Annotated in this window: 14 protein-coding genes; 12 read left to right on the top strand and 2 right to left on the bottom strand. The window is 46.5% G+C overall.

The annotated features are described in order from the left end of the window. Positions 1 to 128: 128 nt before the first annotated feature. Positions 129 to 449 (top strand): YciI family protein, encoded by a 321-nt coding sequence (locus J7E38_RS21450; RefSeq protein ID WP_214709334.1) that lies wholly within the window; start codon positions 129 to 131, stop codon positions 447 to 449. A gap of 50 nt (positions 450 to 499) precedes the next feature. On the opposite strand, the gene J7E38_RS21445 is transcribed toward J7E38_RS21450, so the two are convergent. Both J7E38_RS21445 and J7E38_RS21440 read right to left on the bottom strand, forming a co-directional pair. Next, the gene (locus J7E38_RS21445) at positions 500 to 2,176 is read right to left on the bottom strand and encodes a hypothetical protein (RefSeq protein WP_214709336.1); all 1,677 of its coding nucleotides are present in this window, start codon (positions 2,174 to 2,176) and stop codon (positions 500 to 502) included. A 23-nt stretch (positions 2,177 to 2,199) separates the two neighbouring features. Next, positions 2,200 to 3,099: a hypothetical protein gene (locus J7E38_RS21440; protein ID WP_214709338.1), complete on the bottom strand. Its 900-nt coding sequence runs from the start codon at positions 3,097 to 3,099 to the stop codon at positions 2,200 to 2,202. Positions 3,100 to 3,361: 262 nt separating this feature from the next. Between J7E38_RS21440 and J7E38_RS21435 the strand changes: the two genes are divergently transcribed. From J7E38_RS21435 to J7E38_RS21385, 11 genes are all read left to right on the top strand, one after another. Continuing rightward, positions 3,362 to 4,279 carry a DMT family transporter gene (locus J7E38_RS21435; protein WP_214709340.1) on the top strand — a complete coding sequence of 306 codons (918 nt, stop codon included), beginning with the start codon at positions 3,362 to 3,364 and terminating at the stop codon, positions 4,277 to 4,279. Positions 4,280 to 4,298: 19 nt separating this feature from the next. Then, the gene (locus J7E38_RS21430) at positions 4,299 to 4,448 is read left to right on the top strand and encodes a hypothetical protein (RefSeq protein WP_214709342.1); all 150 of its coding nucleotides are present in this window, start codon (positions 4,299 to 4,301) and stop codon (positions 4,446 to 4,448) included. Between the two features lie 199 nt (positions 4,449 to 4,647). Next, positions 4,648 to 5,415, top strand: coding sequence for a 3-hydroxyacyl-CoA dehydrogenase (locus J7E38_RS21425; RefSeq protein WP_214709344.1), 768 nt, complete (start codon positions 4,648 to 4,650; stop codon positions 5,413 to 5,415). Between the two features lie 129 nt (positions 5,416 to 5,544). Continuing rightward, positions 5,545 to 7,368 carry a LysM peptidoglycan-binding domain-containing protein gene (locus J7E38_RS24390; protein WP_214709346.1) on the top strand — a complete coding sequence of 608 codons (1,824 nt, stop codon included), beginning with the start codon at positions 5,545 to 5,547 and terminating at the stop codon, positions 7,366 to 7,368. Between the two features lie 125 nt (positions 7,369 to 7,493). Then, positions 7,494 to 9,542 carry a sigma-54-dependent Fis family transcriptional regulator gene (locus J7E38_RS21415; RefSeq protein WP_214709348.1) on the top strand — a complete coding sequence of 683 codons (2,049 nt, stop codon included), beginning with the start codon at positions 7,494 to 7,496 and terminating at the stop codon, positions 9,540 to 9,542. Between the two features lie 399 nt (positions 9,543 to 9,941). Continuing rightward, positions 9,942 to 11,465: a class I adenylate-forming enzyme family protein gene (locus tag J7E38_RS21410; protein WP_214709350.1), complete on the top strand. Its 1,524-nt coding sequence runs from the start codon at positions 9,942 to 9,944 to the stop codon at positions 11,463 to 11,465. 29 nt (positions 11,466 to 11,494) lie between these two features. Then, positions 11,495 to 12,640 carry an acyl-CoA dehydrogenase family protein gene (locus tag J7E38_RS21405; RefSeq protein ID WP_214709352.1) on the top strand — a complete coding sequence of 382 codons (1,146 nt, stop codon included), beginning with the start codon at positions 11,495 to 11,497 and terminating at the stop codon, positions 12,638 to 12,640. 31 nt (positions 12,641 to 12,671) lie between these two features. Further along, entirely contained in the window at positions 12,672 to 13,826 is a 1,155-nt protein-coding gene (locus J7E38_RS21400) for a thiolase family protein (RefSeq protein WP_214709354.1), read from the top strand. A 123-nt stretch (positions 13,827 to 13,949) separates the two neighbouring features. Further along, positions 13,950 to 15,521 (top strand): fatty acid--CoA ligase, encoded by a 1,572-nt coding sequence (locus tag J7E38_RS21395; RefSeq protein WP_214709356.1) that lies wholly within the window; start codon positions 13,950 to 13,952, stop codon positions 15,519 to 15,521. Positions 15,522 to 15,539: 18 nt separating this feature from the next. Next, on the top strand, positions 15,540 to 16,634 hold the full coding sequence (locus J7E38_RS21390; RefSeq protein ID WP_214709358.1) for a CaiB/BaiF CoA transferase family protein: 1,095 nt from the start codon (positions 15,540 to 15,542) through the stop codon (positions 16,632 to 16,634). Positions 16,635 to 16,658: 24 nt separating this feature from the next. After that, positions 16,659 to 18,278 carry a long-chain fatty acid--CoA ligase gene (locus J7E38_RS21385; protein WP_214709360.1) on the top strand — a complete coding sequence of 540 codons (1,620 nt, stop codon included), beginning with the start codon at positions 16,659 to 16,661 and terminating at the stop codon, positions 18,276 to 18,278. The last annotated feature ends 751 nt before the right edge of the window (positions 18,279 to 19,029 follow it).

Below are 19,029 nucleotides of genomic sequence, written 5' to 3'. Positions count from 1 at the left end.
TTCAAATCCTTTATTTTTTATTTACCCACTTATGTTCCGTTTTAACAAAGAAATGCGCCACATCTGTCGGGATTTATTGGAAATGATATAATGGAATGGAAGATTTTATAAAAAGGAGTACTTATTAGATGAGTAAATTTGTTGTGATCCTGAAGGATAAACGAAATGGAGAGCTGGATTCAAAATTGCTGGCAAGGCATATTGACCATCTCAGGCAGTTAAACCAGGCGGGACAACTGATGATTGCCGGCCCATTCAAAAATAATGATCACACCATGATCATCCTGAATTGCGATGATATAGATGAAGCAATCGCACTGGCAGAAAAAGATCCGTTCATCATAGAAAAGTACTACCATACATATGACATCAATGAACTAATCGTCGCCAACGAGGAAAATAACTGGCTGATGGACAGCCCTCCGACAAAGGGGAATCTCGTCCACTAATAAAAAAGGGACATCCAGCTAAACTGGAAGTCCCTTTTTTGGCATTACAATTATTTAGTTTCTTCCTCAACGATGACTTCCTCAGTCACAGTTTCCGCAGACTCTTCAGCCGGCTTTTCAAAAACGGCAAGTACAGCAGAAATCAAAGCAGCGAATTTCTTCGCGATTTCACTTGCGTGAGTGGCAGCCTTAGACGCAGCTTTATTGGCTGCAGAAGGGTTTACTTTTGCTTCTTCAGTCGTTTCCTCAGTAACTTCTTCAGCAGCAGTTTCGTCCGTTACAACTTCCTCAGTAGCCTCTTCAGTAGCAGTCTCATCAGTGACAACTTCTTCAATAGCCTCTTCAGTAGCAGTCTCGTCCGTTACAACTTCCTCGGTAGCCTCTTCAGTAGCAGTCTCGTCCGTTACAACTTCCTCAGCAGCCTTTTCGGTAGCAGTCTCATCAGTTGCAACATCTTCAGCAACCTCATCTTCAGTCACTTCAACAAACAAAGCAACGGCTGAATTTTCGTTAGCTTTCTCTTTAGCAACATCGCTAGCGTTGAAAGCTTTAGACTTCATTTTGTTTGCAATAGAAGGAGATACTGTAGGTTCTTCTTCAGTAGCTTCTTCTTCAGTAACTTGGTCTTCAGTAACTACTTCTTCTTCAGTAACTTGGTCTTCAGTAACTACTTCTTCAGTAGCTTCTTCTTCAGTAACTACTTCTTCAGTAACTACTTCTTCAGTAACTACTTCTTCAGTAGCTTCTTCTTCAGTAACTACTTCTTCAGTAGCTTCTACTTCAGTAGCTTCATCTTCAGTAACTTCGTCTTCAGTCACTTCAACAGACAAAGCAACGGCTGAATTTTCGTTAGCTTTCTCTTTAGCAACATCGCTAGCGTTGAAAGCTTTAGACTTCATTTTGTTGGCAACAGATGGAGATACCTTCTCTTGTGTATCTTCGTCTTCGTTGTCATTTTCATCTTCGTCTTCATGTTCGTCTTCATCTTCAGTCTTTACAGTCGCATCTGTATCAAGATCGATGTTTTCAGAATCGGAGTCATTATCTTCATCATCTTCTGTTTTTACAGTAGCTTTTGCATCAAGGTCGATGTCTTTGGATTCTTCTTCAGAATGTTCATCTGAATCGTCTTCATCTTCCTTTTTCATTTCAGTGTCTGCTTTTGGCTTATTTTCCTCTTCCTCTTCAGTTGCCTCAGAATCTGGGGCATCCTCTAAATCAGAGTCTGAGTCAGTATCTTCAGCTTCCTCAGAGTCAGCATTTGTTTCATCAGTCACGATTGGCTCAAGTTCTACAACTTCTTCCACTACAGGTTCCTGGGCAACAACTTCTTCTGTTGGAACTTCCTCAACCGGTACCTCTTCAACAGGCACTTGCTGATTCGTTGCGTGGACGGCTGCATTTGGTGCCGCGTGCTTTTTGGCCGTTTCGCTTGCATGAACAGCAGCCTGTGATTTTGATGCTTTTTCCTTAGCTTCAACCTTTGCTGCAGCTTTTGGCTGAACCTTTACTGCAGGCTTTGCTGGAACAGCAGGAGTTGCTTTTACAGCAGCTTTTTTATTGGCAGTCTGGACTTTTACAGGCTTCACGTTATGTTTTTGTTCAACCTTCACTTTTTCCGGACCGGCCGCCTGTGTGAAATGGCCTCCAGTCAGTACTCCGATTGACAATACTCCAGCTAGCATAAAAGATTTAACAACTTTAGTTCCATTCATATAATTATTCATTATGATTATTCGCTCCCTTTTAATTAACGTGATTCCGTGGCAATTGCATCGGTATACGGTAAAAAAACTGGAGCTTCAAGCGGTGGTGGGGAAGGTGGGGCATTCACCCACTGGCTCTGAAAAACAGTGACTCGCGATATCAACGGCTGCATGAGATTTAAGTGAAATGCTTCATCCCAAATAAACCATTTATCGCTTAAAAAAGTGCTTGAGTTTCCATAACTTGACCGGTCGCTGGAAGGCCCCCCTGAAGCCTTCGTGCGTGAAGGAGGGTTAGGCAGATTGTCTCCTTTAGGATACCTATCATTTTGGGATGAATTGTTTTCATCCTTAGATGAATCGTTTTCAACCTTTTTTGCAATAGGCATCTTTCTGACTTTGGTCTTTGCTGTCTTTTTAACAGAGGACCGTGTCTGTGCAGATTCCTCTGGTCGCTCAACCATTTCCTCCAAACCGGGAGATCTTCGCTTTGTTTCTGTTACGTTTTGATCTTTTGTATGTATGGACTTGACCGCACCTTTTTTGTTTTGATCATTGCTGTGTTTTTGGTTATGTTTCGCCTGATTGGAATTTCCGGGATTCGATGCCCTGGGCGTTTGGGGTTGTGCTGCTTTCTCATTTTTCTTCAACGAAGTAGCCTTCCCATTTGCTTTCAATGTATCGACAGGCTTATCCGGTATCTTGGCCTGGACGGGTTTCTGGACAACTTCTTTCTGGACCGGCTGTTTTTTAACAGCAGGTTTTTCTGAAGATTTTGCTGCATCCCCGGCATTCTCTGCCTTATTTAGCAGAGCAGCCTGCTGGGCAGCCACAGCTTGTGACCCCTTTCCGGCGTTTGAATCTTTTTCGGCGAAAGCCATGTCTGGCACCAACAAAGCAACACTAGCAATAAAGCCAGTAATGATTAGTTGTCGGAAGTGCATCCTTTCACCTCCTTTCAAAGCAAGAATCTGTCTCAGGAATAGCATTCCGTAATTTAAACCTGTTTTTGTCGGTTTTTGCAGCATTTTAGAAGAAACCGTTCTTTTAACCTAGCAGTCTGCTCATAAGGAATGATTCAAATTTCCTTTCTTTTTGGTACTTATTATTCTGGGTGGAAATTAATTGGCTTTCTCTTGCCCTTTTTTTAAAAAAGAGTAGAATGGAAATTATGCTTTACTCGTTTAAATGAAAGAAGGATACATCATGAAAAATTTCAAAATATATATGATTCTGACCGGTGTCATGTTTCTGTGGGGACTGAATGTAACGGCACTTAAAGTAATCGTAGGGAATTTCCCGCCGATTACGATTACCTCGCTCCGTGTATTCACCGCTGGGGTCTCGGTATTTATCATTCTCTTTTTCTTGAAAAAAGTCCGGCTGCCATCAAGGAAAGAGTGGAGCTATATTATTGGCGGCGGTATCCTGAATGTAACCGGACATCATCTGTTTCTGGGAATTGGATTAAAGGTGACCTCGGCAGTTAATGGAGGCTTGATCCTTGGACTGGGACCGCTTCTGACAGCATTGATGGCTATTATATTCCTGGGAAAAAAGCTGACATTTGTCCGGACACTTGGATTCATTTTCGGGGGAATTGGCGTCACGCTGACTGTGCTGGCAGGAAATACAGGGTTGTCTGGCATGTCGATCGGCGATTTTTATGTGTTTCTTTCCATACTTTCACAGGCGATCAGCTTTATCATAATATCTAAAGCAGCGAAGACATTGGATCCTCGTCTATTGACTGGATACATGCTTGTATTCGGCTCATTCTTATTGTTCTTGATCGGATTGTGGAAAGAGCCAACTGGTTTGGCGAGCCTTGGGAATGCATCAGCAGGAATATGGGGCGTATTCTTTGCATCAGCCATTTTCGCTACGGCAGTAGGACATATGCTTTATAATTATGCCATTGGCCAAGCCGGACCGGCCGAGGCGTCAATCTTCCTGAACTTGAATACATTCCTATCCATCTTGTTCGCTGCGATCTTCCTCGGTGAAAGGATCACATCATCCCATTTGCTCGGCCTGATTTTCATCGTCTCAGGCGTTATCTTCGGATCAGGAGCGCTGGAGGAACTGATGCTCAGGAACAGAGCGAAACGAAATGCAGCTTAATAGTGTTGGGGGCAGGGCTTTGGCTCTGCTTTTTTTGCATGCCCTACTGGTAAAAAAACGAGACTTGCAGACCAACAGGGAATATATCGGCTTCAACCGGGAATATATTCGTTCCAACGGGGATTATAATCGGATCAACGGGGATTATATTCCTACCAACAGGGAATAAAGCCGAATCTCCATTGATAGAACATAAAAAATAGCTTCAGGATTCAGTTTTCCGCTTTCAAAAGTGTCCATTCTCCAGAAAAACTGTCCTGATTTTGGACAGCTTACCCTCAAATTCTTTTTATTTCCCTGAAAAAAGCGTTGGCATGATTCTTGCTTTCTATAAAAACATAACTTTATAAAAGTGGAGGTCAGGCAAAATGAAAATGAGCGAGATAAAAGCGATTGTTACCGGAGGAGCATCCGGATTGGGGGAAGCGACTGTCAGGAAAATCATTGGGCAGGGGGGAAAGGCGGCGATTCTGGATTTATCAGTGGAACGCGGCGAGGCTCTTGTAAAAGAACTGGGAGAACAGGCAGTTTTCATAAAAACAGATGTAACGAGTGAAGAAGAAGTAAGGAATGCTGTCAATAAAGCAAGCGAGTCATTCGGTTTCATCAACACGGTGGTAAACTGTGCCGGGATTGGGGTTGCGGGCAAGCTGTTATCAAGAAAAGGCGTCCATTCGCTGGACATGTTTTCAAAGGTCATTGCCATCAACTTGATTGGCACCTTTAACGTCATCAGGCTTGCTTTCGAGCAGATGTCCAAAAATGACCCAAATGAACTCGGCGAAAGAGGAGTCATCATCAATACGGCATCCGTTGCTGCGTTCGACGGCCAGATTGGGCAGGCGGCATACAGCGCTTCAAAGGGCGGAGTGGTCGGCATGACGCTGCCAATCGCAAGGGAACTTGCTGCATACGGAATCAGGGTGATGACAATAGCTCCCGGCCTATTCCATACGCCGATGTTCGATTCGCTACCGGCAGAAGCAAGGGACTCGCTTGGAAAAATGGTGCCATTCCCGCAGCGGCTTGGTTACCCGGAAGAATACGCACAGCTTGCTGAAAGTATAATTATCAATCCGATGCTTAATGGTGAAACCATTCGTCTTGACGGAGCGATCAGGATGCAGCCGAAATGATGAAAAGCCCTTTCCTGTCAAAGGAGAGGGCTTTTTCTTATGGTAAAATTTTCGCGTTGTTGAAAATGATGAAAACGAATATGATATTTTTGCAATATAACATTTTAAGAGAGAGCAGGGACAACTAGAGTGACAACGAAATTTATTAGAATTTTCATGCTTCTATTTTTAACAGCGGCAGTTTCCTTCCCGCAATTCGCTTCTGCAATGGCGGAGGTCACATTCTTCAGCCAGTCTACAGGGACTGTTGCGTACCAGGGAAATAGTGTACCTGGCTATGTTTCGTTTGAGCTGAAGACGAGTGAGCCGACTCGCGGTCATATTTTAGCGGTAGGCAACGGTGTCCAGACTCAAATCAATCTTTCAAGTACAGATTTTAAAACGGTCCATAAAATAGATTGGGTGCCATGGGATGATACGAAGAAAGCTCCATTGCCTCCTGGTGAATACCAGCTGAAGGCGTATTTATCAGACCAGGGCTACAACCAGATGCAAGGTTATCCGCTTGGCAAACTGACAGTTGTGGCCGAGACGAATCCTAAGCTATTATTCGATCAGGTTTCGATCAATCCTTCCGTGTTTTCTCCGAAATATGGAGGAGCGGAAAATGTGCAAATTCCTTTCAACTTGAACCGTCCGGCTGAAGTTCAGTTGAGCATTTGGCAAAATGGCGCCGAAGTTTATGCTGGCAGCAAAATGAAGCTTTTGCCTGGCAGCCATTCCGTAAACTGGAACGGAACGGATAAGGCGGGACGAGTTGTTGCGGACGGAACCTATGATGTTTACTTCAACTACATCGAGACAGCCTTTAATTACCCGGCAACGAAACAGTCAGCACAGAAAGCCGGGACGGTTACCATCAAGGACGGCGACTATGATATCCCTCAATGGAGATTGAAAGAAGTGGTTACGGACGCTGCCTTCACCTCCGATATGATCAGCCCGGACGGTGACGGTGTGAACGACACAGTATCAGGTCAATTTACACTGGCCGAGCCTGCGAAAGTATCTATTTATATTGCGAACGCTGCTGGCGCGCATATGAAAAATGTCGTTTCAGAGCAGTCATTCCAGTCGGGAACTCATTCTTTCACATGGGATGGAACTGACTTTAATGGCGGCAAGGCTGTTAATGGAAGCTATTATATTAGGGTCATGGTGATTGAAGGCAGTAACACTGGCTATATCTCTTTTTCAGATTCAGTGAGGTTCGAAGGCGGCTATGAGTTCAAGGCCCTTCAGCCTGAAAAACGAGTGCGGGTAACCTCTGAGACCGCGAAGCTTTCGGTCTATCCAATGAGTCAGGGCTATACGGCTGTAAAAGGCGATACTTTGCCGTTAATGTCTGAAACAGTTGAAAATGGCCGTTACGAGGTACTGGTCAAAGAAGGTGTAACCGGTAAGATCAATGTAAGTGATGTGGAGCTTGTGGCTGAATCCACTCCGCCGGCAGCTCCTAACACGGTTGACTACACTGTGGCGAGCGGCGACACACTGTGGAAGATTGCTGCTAAGTTCAACAGCAGCATTTCCGAAATCGTCACCCTGAACAATCTTGATCCAAATAAATATCTATATATTGGGCAAAAACTGAAAGTGCCAGCTCCGGCTTCACCTGAACCGACACTACAGCCAGTGGTATATACGGTCCAATCAGGGGACACTCTCTGGAAGATTGCCCAAAAATATGGCACAACAATTGATAGCATCGTGAAAGCGAATAATCTAGATCCGGCCAAGTACTTGTATATCGGACAGAAACTTGCGATTCCATCGACAACGGCTCCGGAACTCCCGGCTGCCCAGGCTGTCATCCACACGGTAGTAAGTGGAGAGACACTGTGGAAAATCAGTGTTAAATATGGCACCACCATCGATGCGATTGTGAAAGCAAATAATCTTGATCCGGCCAAATACCTGTATATTGGCCAGAAACTCACCATTCCACGCTAAAAATCATCACCTGCTCCTCACCTGGGGCAGGTTTTTTCATGGCTAATAACTGTACTTTCCCCCACAGTGTTATATAATTAAAGTTATAATATTCAGAAATTTTTTAACTGGATGGGGGGAAGTGAATGCTTGAATTCAGGGATATCGTTACCCCTGTTGACTGTCTGGTCACGGAGACAACAACTTTGCATGAAGCAGTTGAAATCTTCCGGGAAAAGAAATGGAATCTCCTGCCCGTTACTGATCCTGAAAAGAACCTTCTTGGAGTTTTTACCCGCAGCGGCTTGTATCAAATGATCCTTGAAGGTAGTCCCCTTGAAACGGCAATACGACCATACATAAAGAAGGAAGCGAGATCCATTCGAATCGACACTCCTTATCCGGAGATCGAGCAGATAGTAAAAACAAGCAAGGTTGGTACAGGCGTAGTGCTAGATGAACAGGACAAGGTCATCGGTTTACTGACCAAGACCGACATGGTGGTCGCTTTGCTAAAATCAGCGAATACCCTCAAGGATCAACTGGAAACAATCCTTCAGCACTCCAATATCGGTGTGCTCATGACTGACGGCAGAATGCAGATGATATATGCAAACGAAGCTTTTGCGAAAATCAGCGGACGGACCGTTGATTCAATTGTATCCAGGAATCTCGGCGATCTGTTTCCAGGGTTGCTGAACGGAGATGACACGCCTCATCATTATGAAAAGTTCAAATCGATTCTTCATGTCTCTTCCTATGAAACAGTGAATCATGAAGAAGGGAAAATCATGTTATTCCAGGATATTTCCGAATTTGAAAAAATGGCAGAAGAACTCGAGACGGTTAAAAAGCTTAAACTGACAATCGAGACGGCACTAGAGAATGCATATGATGGAATCCTGATGACAGACGAAAAGAACATGATCACCATGGTCAGTCCGCCAATGCTCGAACTATTCAACCTGGAAAAAAATGAAGTGCTGTACAAACCAGTCGACCAAGTATTTCCGCAATTGAAGCTTGGCAATGTGTTCAGTTCGGAAATGGCGGAAGTCAGTGACTTTAACGAGATGAACGGAATTCGATATATTGTCCACCGGATTCCAATCAAGAAGGATGGCAAGGTGATCGGAGCGATTGGAAAAGTGATGTTCCGCCAGTTGAATGAGGTGAGCGAGTTGTTCAAGCGACTTCAAAAAGCGGAGAACAAGGCAAGCTTTTACCACCAGCAGCTGAAGAAATCAGAGTCGGCCAGATTTACATGGGACCATATTTTCAGCAAAGATCCTTACATGGAAAAATTAAAGAAAAGTGCAGCCAAAGCAGCGAAGGGCAGATCCACTGTATTGATCAGGGGTGAAAGCGGTACAGGGAAAGAATTGTTCGCACATGCCATACATAACAGCAGTGCTCGTAGTGAAGGCAAATTCGTTGTCGTCAATTGTGCTGCCATCCCGGAGGACCTGCTTGAATCGGAGTTTTTTGGATATGAAGAAGGGGCATTTACGGGCGCAAAACAGCGAGGGAAAATCGGGAAGTTTGACCTTGCCAATGGCGGTACGCTCTTCCTCGATGAAATCGGCGACATGTCCCTGTCCCTCCAGGCAAAACTGCTGAGAGTCCTGCAGGAGCGCGAGTTTTACAGGGTAGGCGGAAACGTGCGGGTAAAGGTCGATGTCCGTATTATTGCGGCGACAAACCGCAACCTGGAAGAGATGGTGAAGCAGGGGGAGTTCAGGGAAGACCTATACTACCGATTGAATGTCATTTCCTTGAATATTCCGCCGTTAAGGGACCGCGTTCAGGATGTCGAATACTTGATTACTGAATTAATGAAAGAATTGAACTCAATGCTGGGTACGAGCATCACCGGCATCTCATCACAGGCAAAAACGGCACTGCTTCGCTATGAATGGCCGGGCAATGTGCGTGAATTGCGGAATGTCTTGGAGCGCGCAATGACCTTTGCCGAGCATGGGAAAGTACAGGCAGAGGACCTGCCGGATTACTTACTTTCGCAATTATCCAGCCCACTCATCGAACAAATCAGCCTGGCGGAAGATGCCGAGCTTGGCGCGATCAGAAAGGCCCTCTCCCAGACAAACGGCAACAAAGCAAAGGCAGCAAGACTTTTGGGAATCAGCCGTTCAGGACTGTATGAAAAAATAAAGAAATACCAGCTGAGCGTGTAGGAGGTTATATGCGGACTGGAAAAAACGCGCGCTTTTTTCCAGTTCGCCAATAAATCCTGGAAATCGCCAATAAAAATGTGAAAATCGCTAATAAAGCCATTACGCCTCCATAATAAATCTGATTCAACACCAATTACGGCGACTCCTTATAAATAAATGAGCCCAAAGGCAAGATTTTCTACCGATAAGTTGCCAGTCTGATTTTTTTAATCGTTTTACATCGAATTAACCATCTCGCTATATGTCCATTCATGGTGTCCAATTTCCGGACACTCCGCAAGACAATTAAACTGATCCCAGCCCAGAATAACCGTATTCATCATTTTTGGGAAATTGGCATAATTATTGCATATAAAAAGATGAATGCGTTTTCTAATATAACCAGGGGGGAAGTTTTGTATGGATATTGGGTCATATTTAGCGCAAAATGCCAGGAAAACACCAGAGAAGCTTGCGATTGTATGTGAAGGAAGGAGCTACACGTACCAGCAGTTTAATGAGGAAGTGAACAAGCTTGCTCACGGGCTGCTCAGCCTGGGGATTCACAAAGGCAATAGGATAGCTTTAATGATGAAGAACTCTGATCAGTTTGTGTTTGCCTTTTTTGCAGGCGCTAAAATCGGGGCGGTCATCGTGCCGGTGAATTTCCGCCTGACAGCCTCAGAGGTTCATTACATACTGGAACAGTCCGGGACCGTGCTGGTTATTTGCGATGAGGAGTTCGAGGAGATTATCACTTCAGCAGGTGAAGGAACAAATGCAACGCATATCATCACGACTGGAACCCCTAAAGCAGTTGGACATCATTCATTCGAAAATGTCCTATCAAAAAATATCACTAATCCTCAAATTGATATTAGTGATGACGATGACCTTGAAATACTGTACACGTCCGGGACGACCGGCAGGCCAAAAGGTGCACTGTTTGACCATAAACGAGTTTTCAATGTTGGACTAACAATGATGATCAGCATGGGGATTAACCAGGAGGAACGAATTCTCCACATCGCCCCGCTGTTCCACTCGGCACAGCTCAACTTATTCCTGATTTCGGGCGTCGTACTGGGAGCAACCCATATAATCCATCGCGATTTCCACCCGGTTACAACCCTGCAGGCGATTCAAGAACATAAAATCACCCACTTCTTTGGGGTCCCTGCCATGTACAACTTTATGCTGCAGGTTCCGAATGCTGCGGATTATGATCTTTCATCGATTAAAAGATGCGGCTATGGTGCTGCCCCAATGGCCCCGGAACTCGTCCGAAAGAGCATGGAGCTTTTCAGGACAGACCAGTTTTACAATCTATGCGGCCTGACCGAAGCTGGTCCCGGCGGCATCCTGCTTGGTCCTGAAGGACATAAACACCATCTTGGAAAAGGAGGGAAAGCTGCTTTCCTGACCGAAGCCAGGGTCGTGGATGAAGAAGGAAAAGATATCAAGCCTGGTGCTGTGGGGGAGTTCATCATCAAAGGTGAATCGATTATGAAAGAATACTATAAAAAGCCGGAAGAGACGGCAAAAACAATTAAAGATGGCTGGCTGTATACAGGAGACCTGGCCACGGTTGATGAAGGTGGATATATCACACTGGTAGACCGGAAAAAAGACATGATCATTTCTGGCGGCGAAAATGTCTATTCAATTGAAGTCGAAGAAGTCCTTTATGAGCACCCTGCCGTACTAGAGGCAGCAATCATCGGTCTCCCTGATGAAGTATGGGGTGAAGCTGTTAGTGCAGTGATTGTGCCTAAGAAGGATGCGATTGTGGATGAACAGGAGCTAAAGAGTTTTTGCCGTCAAAAATTGGCGGGATACAAAGTTCCAAGAAGAATTTTTATAGAAGAAGCATTGCCAAGGAATGCTTCAGGTAAAATCCTGAAATATCAGCTTCGCCAGAAACTGAATGAAGTGAAGCTTTAATAGTTTTAGAGAAAAGGGGAGATACAAAAATGAAACACCCTTATTTAACAGATGACCATGAAATTTTCCGCAGGTCGCTTAGGAAGTTTTTAGAGAAGGAAGCATATCCTTTCTACGACCAGTGGGAGGAAGAGCGAATGATACCCCGGTCCTTCTGGGAGAAGATGGGCGAGCAGGGTTATCTTTGCCCGGATATTGATGAGGAATACGGCGGAAGTGAAGTAGACTGGGGCTTTGCGGTTGTCATCAATGAAGAGCTCGAGCGGGTAGGCTCAGGGCTGGTTGGCGTCGGATTGCATAATGACATTGTAGTTCCGTATATCACTGCTTATGGAACAGAGGAGCAGAAAAAACGCTGGCTGCCAAAATGTACGACAGGTGAAATCATTACCGCAATTGCGATGACGGAACCAGGGACAGGATCGGATTTGGCGAATATCCAGACGACAGCAATCCTTGATGGCGACCACTATATTTTAAATGGGCAAAAAACTTTCATCACTAACGGCATCCAGTCTGATTTAATTGTCGTTGCCTGTAAAACCGATCCAAAGGCGAACCCTAAGCATAAAGGAGTCAGCTTGCTTGTCGTTGAGCGTGACACACCAGGTTTTTCACGTGGAAGGAAGCTGAATAAGGTAGGATTGCATTGCCAGGATACGGCAGAACTCATTTTCGAGGATTGCCGTGTACCAAAGGAGAATCTGTTGGGTGAGGAAGGGAAGGGGTTCATCTACTTAATGGAAAAGCTACAGCAGGAACGCCTTCTGGTTGCGATTGCGGCACAGACAGCGTCTGAGGTCATGCTGAAGCAGACGATTGAGTATGTGAAAAGCCGTGAAGCCTTTGGCAAGCCGGTCAGCAAGTTTCAGAACACGCAATTCAAGATTGTCGAGATGGCGACAGAAATTGAAATGGGCAGGGCTTTCCTTGACCAGCTGATTGCCGACCATATTGTGGGCAAGGATGTGGTCACAAAGGTTTCGATGGCAAAGTGGAAGCTGACAGACAGTGCGAGGAAAATTGCCGCGGAATGCATGCAGTTGCATGGCGGTTATGGATATATGGAAGAATACGAGATTGCGAGGAGGTTCCGTGATATTCCGGTTGCCAGCATCTATGCCGGAACAAACGAAATCATGAAAACCATTATTGCTAAAAACCTTGGATTATAGATAAACAGACGATCAGAAAGGAAGATGAAGCATGCGTGAAGTGGTAATTGTCGAAGCCGTCAGAACACCTGTCGGCAGAAGAAAAGGTTTGTTAAAGGATATCAGACCGGATGAACTGGCTGCAGGAGTTTTGAAAGAGGTTGTAAAACGGGCTGGCATTGATGCGGGTCTTGTGGAAGATGTTATCTTTGGCTGTGTGACACAGTCAGGCGAACAGGCAGGGGATATTGCCAGAGTAGCCGCTTTGACTGCGGGTTTCCCGATCGAAGTACCGGGAACGACGATTGACCGCCAGTGCGGCTCCAGCCAGCAGGCAGTCCATTTTGCTGCCCAGGCAATTCTTGCGGGGGACATGGATGTTGTTATTGCTGGAGGTGTCGAAAATATGACACGTACTCCTATGGGCTCCAATTACCAGGATGCCAATCCATTCAGTCCCAAATTAAGGGAGCAATACGAGATGATCCATCAAGGATTATCTGCTGAACGGATTGCGGAGAAATACGGTTTTACCCGCCAGGAGCTTGATGAATTCTCAGCTGAAAGCCATCGCCGTGCTTTGAAGGCGCAGGCTGAAGGTTATTTTAAAAAAGAAATCATGCCGCTGGAGGTCACCCTTGATAATGGTGAAACGATGTTGATGACGGAGGACTCAGGCCCGCGTGAAGGAACAACACCTGAAGTGTTGGCCGGGCTGAAAACCGTGTTTAAGGAAGACGGCGTCATTCATGCAGGAAACTCGAGCCAGATCAGTGACGGTGCAGGTGCACTCTTGTTGATGAGCCGTGAAAAAGCAGAAGAGCTGGGGTTGAAACCACGCTTCAAGGTTCACACCAGGGTAGTGGTAGGTTCAGACCCGACACTGATGCTGACAGGCCCGATTCCTGCCACAGAAAAGGTCCTCAAAAAAGCCGGACTGGAGCTTGAAGACATCGATGTATTCGAAGTCAATGAAGCATTCGCACCTGTCCCAATGGCATGGCTGAAGGAAACAGGGGCAGACCCAGCGAAGCTGAATCCAAATGGAGGGGCAATTGCGCTCGGACATCCTCTTGGAGCAAGCGGCGCCCGCCTAATGATCTCGATGATGCATGAACTGGAGCGTACCGGCGGCCGATATGGACTGCAAACAATGTGCGAAGGACACGGCATGGCGAACGCAACCATTATTGAACGGTTAGATTAATAGATTCTTTACAATCATTTGCGCACAAAAACAGCAGAAAAAAGAAAAACAGGTCACCAATGGGATTTCCATATACTGCTACTCTGAAAAGCATAAAATGACATTTTATTAGGAGGAATGCAAATGAGCACAACGATCGGCAAGATTTTTGACCTGACCGTAATGAAGTTCCCGAACAAGGAAGCCCTCTACGATGTCCGCAAGAATGTCCGCTTTACGTACAGTGAATGGAATGATGAGGTGAACAGGCTCGCCAATGCGCTTCTTGCTGAAGGGGTGAAGAAGGGGGACAGGGTCTCTACGTTCACCTTCAATACCGAGGAGCTGGGCACGGCGTTTTTTGCCTGTGCGAAGATTGGTGCAATCTTTAATCCTATCAATTTCAGGCTGTTGGGGGAAGAGGTTGCGTTCATCCTTGGAGATGCTGCGCCGAAGGTTGTCCTTTTTGAAAAAGCGGTGGAACCAGTCATTGCTTCGATTGAAAACAGGTTTCCGCATATCTCTTTCTGGTATATCGACGAAGATACTCCGGATTATGCCCAGAGCTATCATGAAAAAGTAAAAGCTGCCGAGCCGAAGCCGGTTGAAACGGATGTGCATGAAAACGACCTGTACGCGATCATGTACACAAGCGGCACGACTGGCAGGCCAAAGGGAGTCATGCACAAGCATCGCAATATGGTTGAGCAGAGCATGATTGTTGTCGGTTCAACGAAACTCGGTGCGAATGATAAAGGACTTGTGACTGCGCCAATGTTCCACTGTGCAGAGCTGCATTGTGCCTTCCTGCCGAGAATCCATGTCGGTGGCAGCAATGTCATCCTCCATCAATTCGCTCCAAAGAAAGTGCTCGAGCTGATTGATTCGGAGAAAATCACGAAGTTCTTCGCCGCGCCAACCATGTGGAATATGCTTTTACAGGAGAATCTATCAGACTATAATATCGAAAGCCTGAAGCTGGGATTGTATGGAGCCGCCCCGATGGCGCCGTCCCTTGTCCATGCATGCCATGACCAGCTTGGCATCAAGCTTGTCCAGGCGTATGGAATGACGGAGATGGGCCCAGCGATCACTTTCCTTTCTGAGGATGACCAGCTGACAAAAGCAGGTGCCGCTGGCCAGGCATGCCTGAACCACGAAATTCGGATTGTCCGCCCGAATGAAGATGGACCGTCCGATCCGGAAGACGTCCTTCCGCCGGGCGAAAGCGGTGAAATCATCGTCCAGGGTCCATGCATGATGTCCGGTTATTTCAATCGCGAAGAAGCGACGGAAAAAGCGATGTACAAAGGCTGGTACCATTCTGGTGATATTGGCTACCTCGATGAAGAGGGTTACCTTTGGGTGAAGGACAGGGTGGATGACATGATCATCAGCGGCGGTGAAAATATTTATCCGCGCGAGGTCGAGGATGTACTCCATGCCCATGAAGGTGTGCTAGACGTGGCGATTGTCGGGCAGCCGGATGATCGCTGGGGTGAATCTGTAACAGCCTTTGTCGTGAAAAAAGATCCGCAGGTAACGGAAGAAGCTCTGGATGAATGGTGCAAAAACAGTGACAGCCTGGCAAATTACAAACGCCCGCGCAAGTACCTGTTTGTTGAGGCACTGCCACGGAATGCGAGCGGAAAAATCCAGAAATTCATGCTGCGTAAACAAATGGAAGAATTGTTTTCAAAAGGACAGCCGACTTAGTGGAAAGGATTTTCAATCATGTTGAATGGTATTAAAATCGTCGACTTCACGAATTATATCCCGGGACCGTTTGCAACGCTGAGACTGGCGGAACTTGGGGCGGAGGTTATCAAAGTCGAAGCACCCGGCGGGGACCCGGCAAGGAATACAGGACAGGGATATGTCTTCAACGCCCATAACCGCGGCAAAAAAAGCATCGTGATTGATTTAAAGCAGCGGGAAGGAAAAATGCTTGCCCTTGATTTACTTGCGGAGTCGGATGTTGTTGTAGAAAGCTTCCGGCCTGGTGTAATGGAAAAGCTGGGTCTTGGATATGGAGCTGTTAAAAAGCACAACCACGGCATCGTCTATTGTTCAGTGATCGGCTACGGTTCAGGTGGAGAAATGAGCAGCCTTGGCAGCCATGACCTGAATTATATGAGCTTGAGCGGGGCTTTGGCCCAGTTGAAGGACAGTACAGGAAGGCCGGTACATCCAACCCATACTTTTTCCGACTATATCGGCGGATTGGCTGCGAGTGAACGGATTCTCGCAGCGCTCGTAGCAAGGGGGAGATCCGGAGAGGGAAGCTATCACTGTATCTCGATTGCCGACAGTATGGCTTCCCTGATGGCGAACCATGTGCTGATTGAACAAGAAACGGGATATCAGCATGGTGTATCCGTCCTGAACGGCACTGTCATCGGCTATGGAATTTACGAAACCAAGGACGGCCGCTATGTCAGCCTGGGAGCCCTTGAGCCAAAATTTTGGGACAATTTTTGCCATGGTGTCGGACGGCCGGATTGGCAGCCAGCGCATTATTCGAGACCGGAAGAGACCAATCCTGTATACAGCGAGCTCGTTCAATTGTTTAAAAGCAGATCGCTGTCAGAGTGGTCGGAATTCGGCATGAAGATTGACTGCTGCCTGACCCCCGTTCTCGAGGCGGGCGAGTTGTCAGATTATCCATATTGGAAGGAAAAGAGCTTCATCCTGCCAGAAGGCCAAATTAAAATGCATGGCGATTTGCCGGCACGGGAGGGTGCGTCCTATCCTGAAAAAGGAGAACAGACAGAAGTAATTTTAAAAGAGTGGCTAGGTGCGGAAAACAGGTTAAATAAATATTCTTAGTGAGCGGAAGGGGAATGGTCGGTTATGATGAATGTTCCATTGACAGTAGGATCGCTGTTGGAAAGAGCAGAAAAGTTTTTCCCGAAAAAGCAGGTGGTGTCGCGGACACTATCAGGTATTCACCGATTCACCTACAAGGAGATTGGCGCGCGGACCCGCAGACTTGCCAGCGCGCTTGAAAAACTTGGTGTCGAAAAGGGTGACCGTGTCGGCACTTTTGCCTGGAACCATCATCGTCACCTGGAAGTTTATTTTGCTGCACCTGGAATGGGGGCTGTGCTCCATACGATCAATATCCGACTATCTCCCGAGCATGTCTCTTATATTATCAATCATGCTGAGGACAAGGTTTTGCTTGTCGATGAGGATCTGGTGCCGCTGATTGAGCGGAGCAAGGATCAATTTAAAACGGTGGAAGCATACATCATCATGACCGACAAAGACGAGCTGCCGGAAACAACATTGGAACCTGTCTATTCATATGAAGAGCTATTGCGTGAATCCAGCGCGGAGTTCGAATTCGTAAAAGATATAGATGAAAATGATCCGGCAGGAATGTGCTATACATCGGCAACTACAGGGAATCCAAAGGGTGTAGTTTACTCTCATAGAGGCATCGTTCTCCACAGTTTCGCGTTTGGCCTGGCTGATACTGCTGCATTGTCGGAAACAGATGTCGTCCTTCCGGTTGTCCCGATGTTCCACGCAAACGCCTGGGGTCTGCCTTTCGCAGCGACATGGTTCGGTTCGACCCAGGTGCTTCCGGGTCCGCTGTTCACCCCGAAGCTGCTGGCAGATTTGATTGAACAAGAGAAGGTCACCTTCACGGCAGGAGTGCCGACGATCTGGCTTGGCCTGCTGAATGAACTGGAAAAAGGAAGCTATGATACGTCTTCGCTCAGATCGATTGTCTGCGGAGGATCTGCTGCACCGCGAGGCATGATCAAAGCGTTCGAAACGAAGTACAAAATTCCGTTCCTGCACGCATATGGCATGACTGAAACCACCCCGCTGGCAACGGTATCCCGTCTCAAGAGCTACCAGGTTGGGCTGGAAGAAAATGAAATTCTCGACATCCGTTCGAAACAGGGGCTTTTGGTTCCAGGTCTTGAAATGAAAGTCATCGGCGGAAATGGTGAAGTGAAATGGGATGGCGAGGAAATGGGAGAGCTGCTGCTGCGTGGCCCATGGATTGCTGATGAATATTACAAGGATGAACGGTCAGAAGACGCATTCCGAGATGGCTGGCTTTATACCGGCGATGTCGCCACAGTGGATGAAGAAGGCGTCATCAAGCTTGTTGACCGGACAAAGGACTTGATCAAGAGCGGCGGTGAATGGATTTCGTCTGTTGATCTTGAGAACGCCCTTATGGCGCATGATGCTGTATTCGAAGCAAGTGTCGTCGCCGTTCCGCATGAACAATGGCAGGAACGCCCGATCGCCTGTGTCGTCCTTAAGGATCAATACAAAGGTCAGGTCGACAAGCAAGAGCTGCTGGACTTCATTTCACCGCAGTTCGCCAAATGGTGGCTGCCAGATGATGTAGTGTTTATGGAAGAAATTCCGAAAACCTCCGTGGGAAAATTCCTGAAGCGCGCACTAAGAGACCAGCTGAAAGACCACCTCGTGCAGAATTCATAATGAATAAAAACGAGAAGGCGCTGTTTGTGGGTGCGATAAATTCTTAATGATGCCCTTATGAGAAGGGAAACCCCTGCATAAGGGTATCATTAGGCCAAAAAGATGCCCTTATGAGGGGGGAAACTCCAGCATAAGGGCATCATTAGGGCAAAAAGATGCCCTTATGGGAAGAGAAACTCCTTGATAAGGGTATCATTAGGTCAAAAAGATGCCCTTATGAGGGAGGAAACTCCAGCGTAAGGGTATCATTAGGCCAAAAAGATGCCCTTATGGGAAGAGAAACTCCTTGATAAGGGTATCATTAGGTCAAAAAGATGCCCTTATGAGGGAGGAAACTCCAGCACAAGGGGTATCATTAGGTCATAAAGGTGCCCTTATGAGGGAGGAAACTCCAGCATAAGGGTATCATTAGGCCAAGAAGATGCCCTTATGACGGGGGGAACTCCAGCATAAGGGTATCATTAGGCCAAAAAGATGCCCTTATGAGGGAGGAAACTCCAGCATAAGGGTATCATTAGGCCAAAAAGATGCCCTTATGAGGGGGGAAACTCCAGCATAAGGGTATCATTAGGCCAAGAAGATGCCCTTTTGAGGGGGGAAACTCCTTGATAAGGGTATCATTAGGTCAAAAAGATGCCCTTATGGGAAGAGAAACTCCTTGATAAGGGTATCATTAGCTCATAAAGATGCCCTTATGGGAAGAGAAACTCTGTCATAAGGGTACGATAAAGTCAAAAAAATGCCCTTTTGA

Source organism: Bacillus sp. ISL-35, from assembly GCF_018613355.1.
In the GTDB taxonomy this organism is placed as follows: domain Bacteria; phylum Bacillota; class Bacilli; order Bacillales; family Cytobacillaceae; genus Mesobacillus.
This window is presented reverse-complemented; position numbering and strand designations above follow the sequence as displayed.

Coding starts and splice junctions, on each gene's coding strand:
- J7E38_RS21450 (WP_214709334.1), top strand. CDS start 129: ATGAGTAAATTTGTTGTGATCCTGAAGGATAAACGAAATGGAGAGCTG.
- J7E38_RS21445 (WP_214709336.1), bottom strand. CDS start 2,176: ATGAATAATTATATGAATGGAACTAAAGTTGTTAAATCTTTTATGCTA.
- J7E38_RS21440 (WP_214709338.1), bottom strand. CDS start 3,099: ATGCACTTCCGACAACTAATCATTACTGGCTTTATTGCTAGTGTTGCT.
- J7E38_RS21435 (WP_214709340.1), top strand. CDS start 3,362: ATGAAAAATTTCAAAATATATATGATTCTGACCGGTGTCATGTTTCTG.
- J7E38_RS21425 (WP_214709344.1), top strand. CDS start 4,648: ATGAAAATGAGCGAGATAAAAGCGATTGTTACCGGAGGAGCATCCGGA.
- J7E38_RS21415 (WP_214709348.1), top strand. CDS start 7,494: ATGCTTGAATTCAGGGATATCGTTACCCCTGTTGACTGTCTGGTCACG.
- J7E38_RS21410 (WP_214709350.1), top strand. CDS start 9,942: ATGGATATTGGGTCATATTTAGCGCAAAATGCCAGGAAAACACCAGAG.
- J7E38_RS21405 (WP_214709352.1), top strand. CDS start 11,495: ATGAAACACCCTTATTTAACAGATGACCATGAAATTTTCCGCAGGTCG.
- J7E38_RS21400 (WP_214709354.1), top strand. CDS start 12,672: ATGCGTGAAGTGGTAATTGTCGAAGCCGTCAGAACACCTGTCGGCAGA.
- J7E38_RS21395 (WP_214709356.1), top strand. CDS start 13,950: ATGAGCACAACGATCGGCAAGATTTTTGACCTGACCGTAATGAAGTTC.
- J7E38_RS21390 (WP_214709358.1), top strand. CDS start 15,540: ATGTTGAATGGTATTAAAATCGTCGACTTCACGAATTATATCCCGGGA.
- J7E38_RS21385 (WP_214709360.1), top strand. CDS start 16,659: ATGATGAATGTTCCATTGACAGTAGGATCGCTGTTGGAAAGAGCAGAA.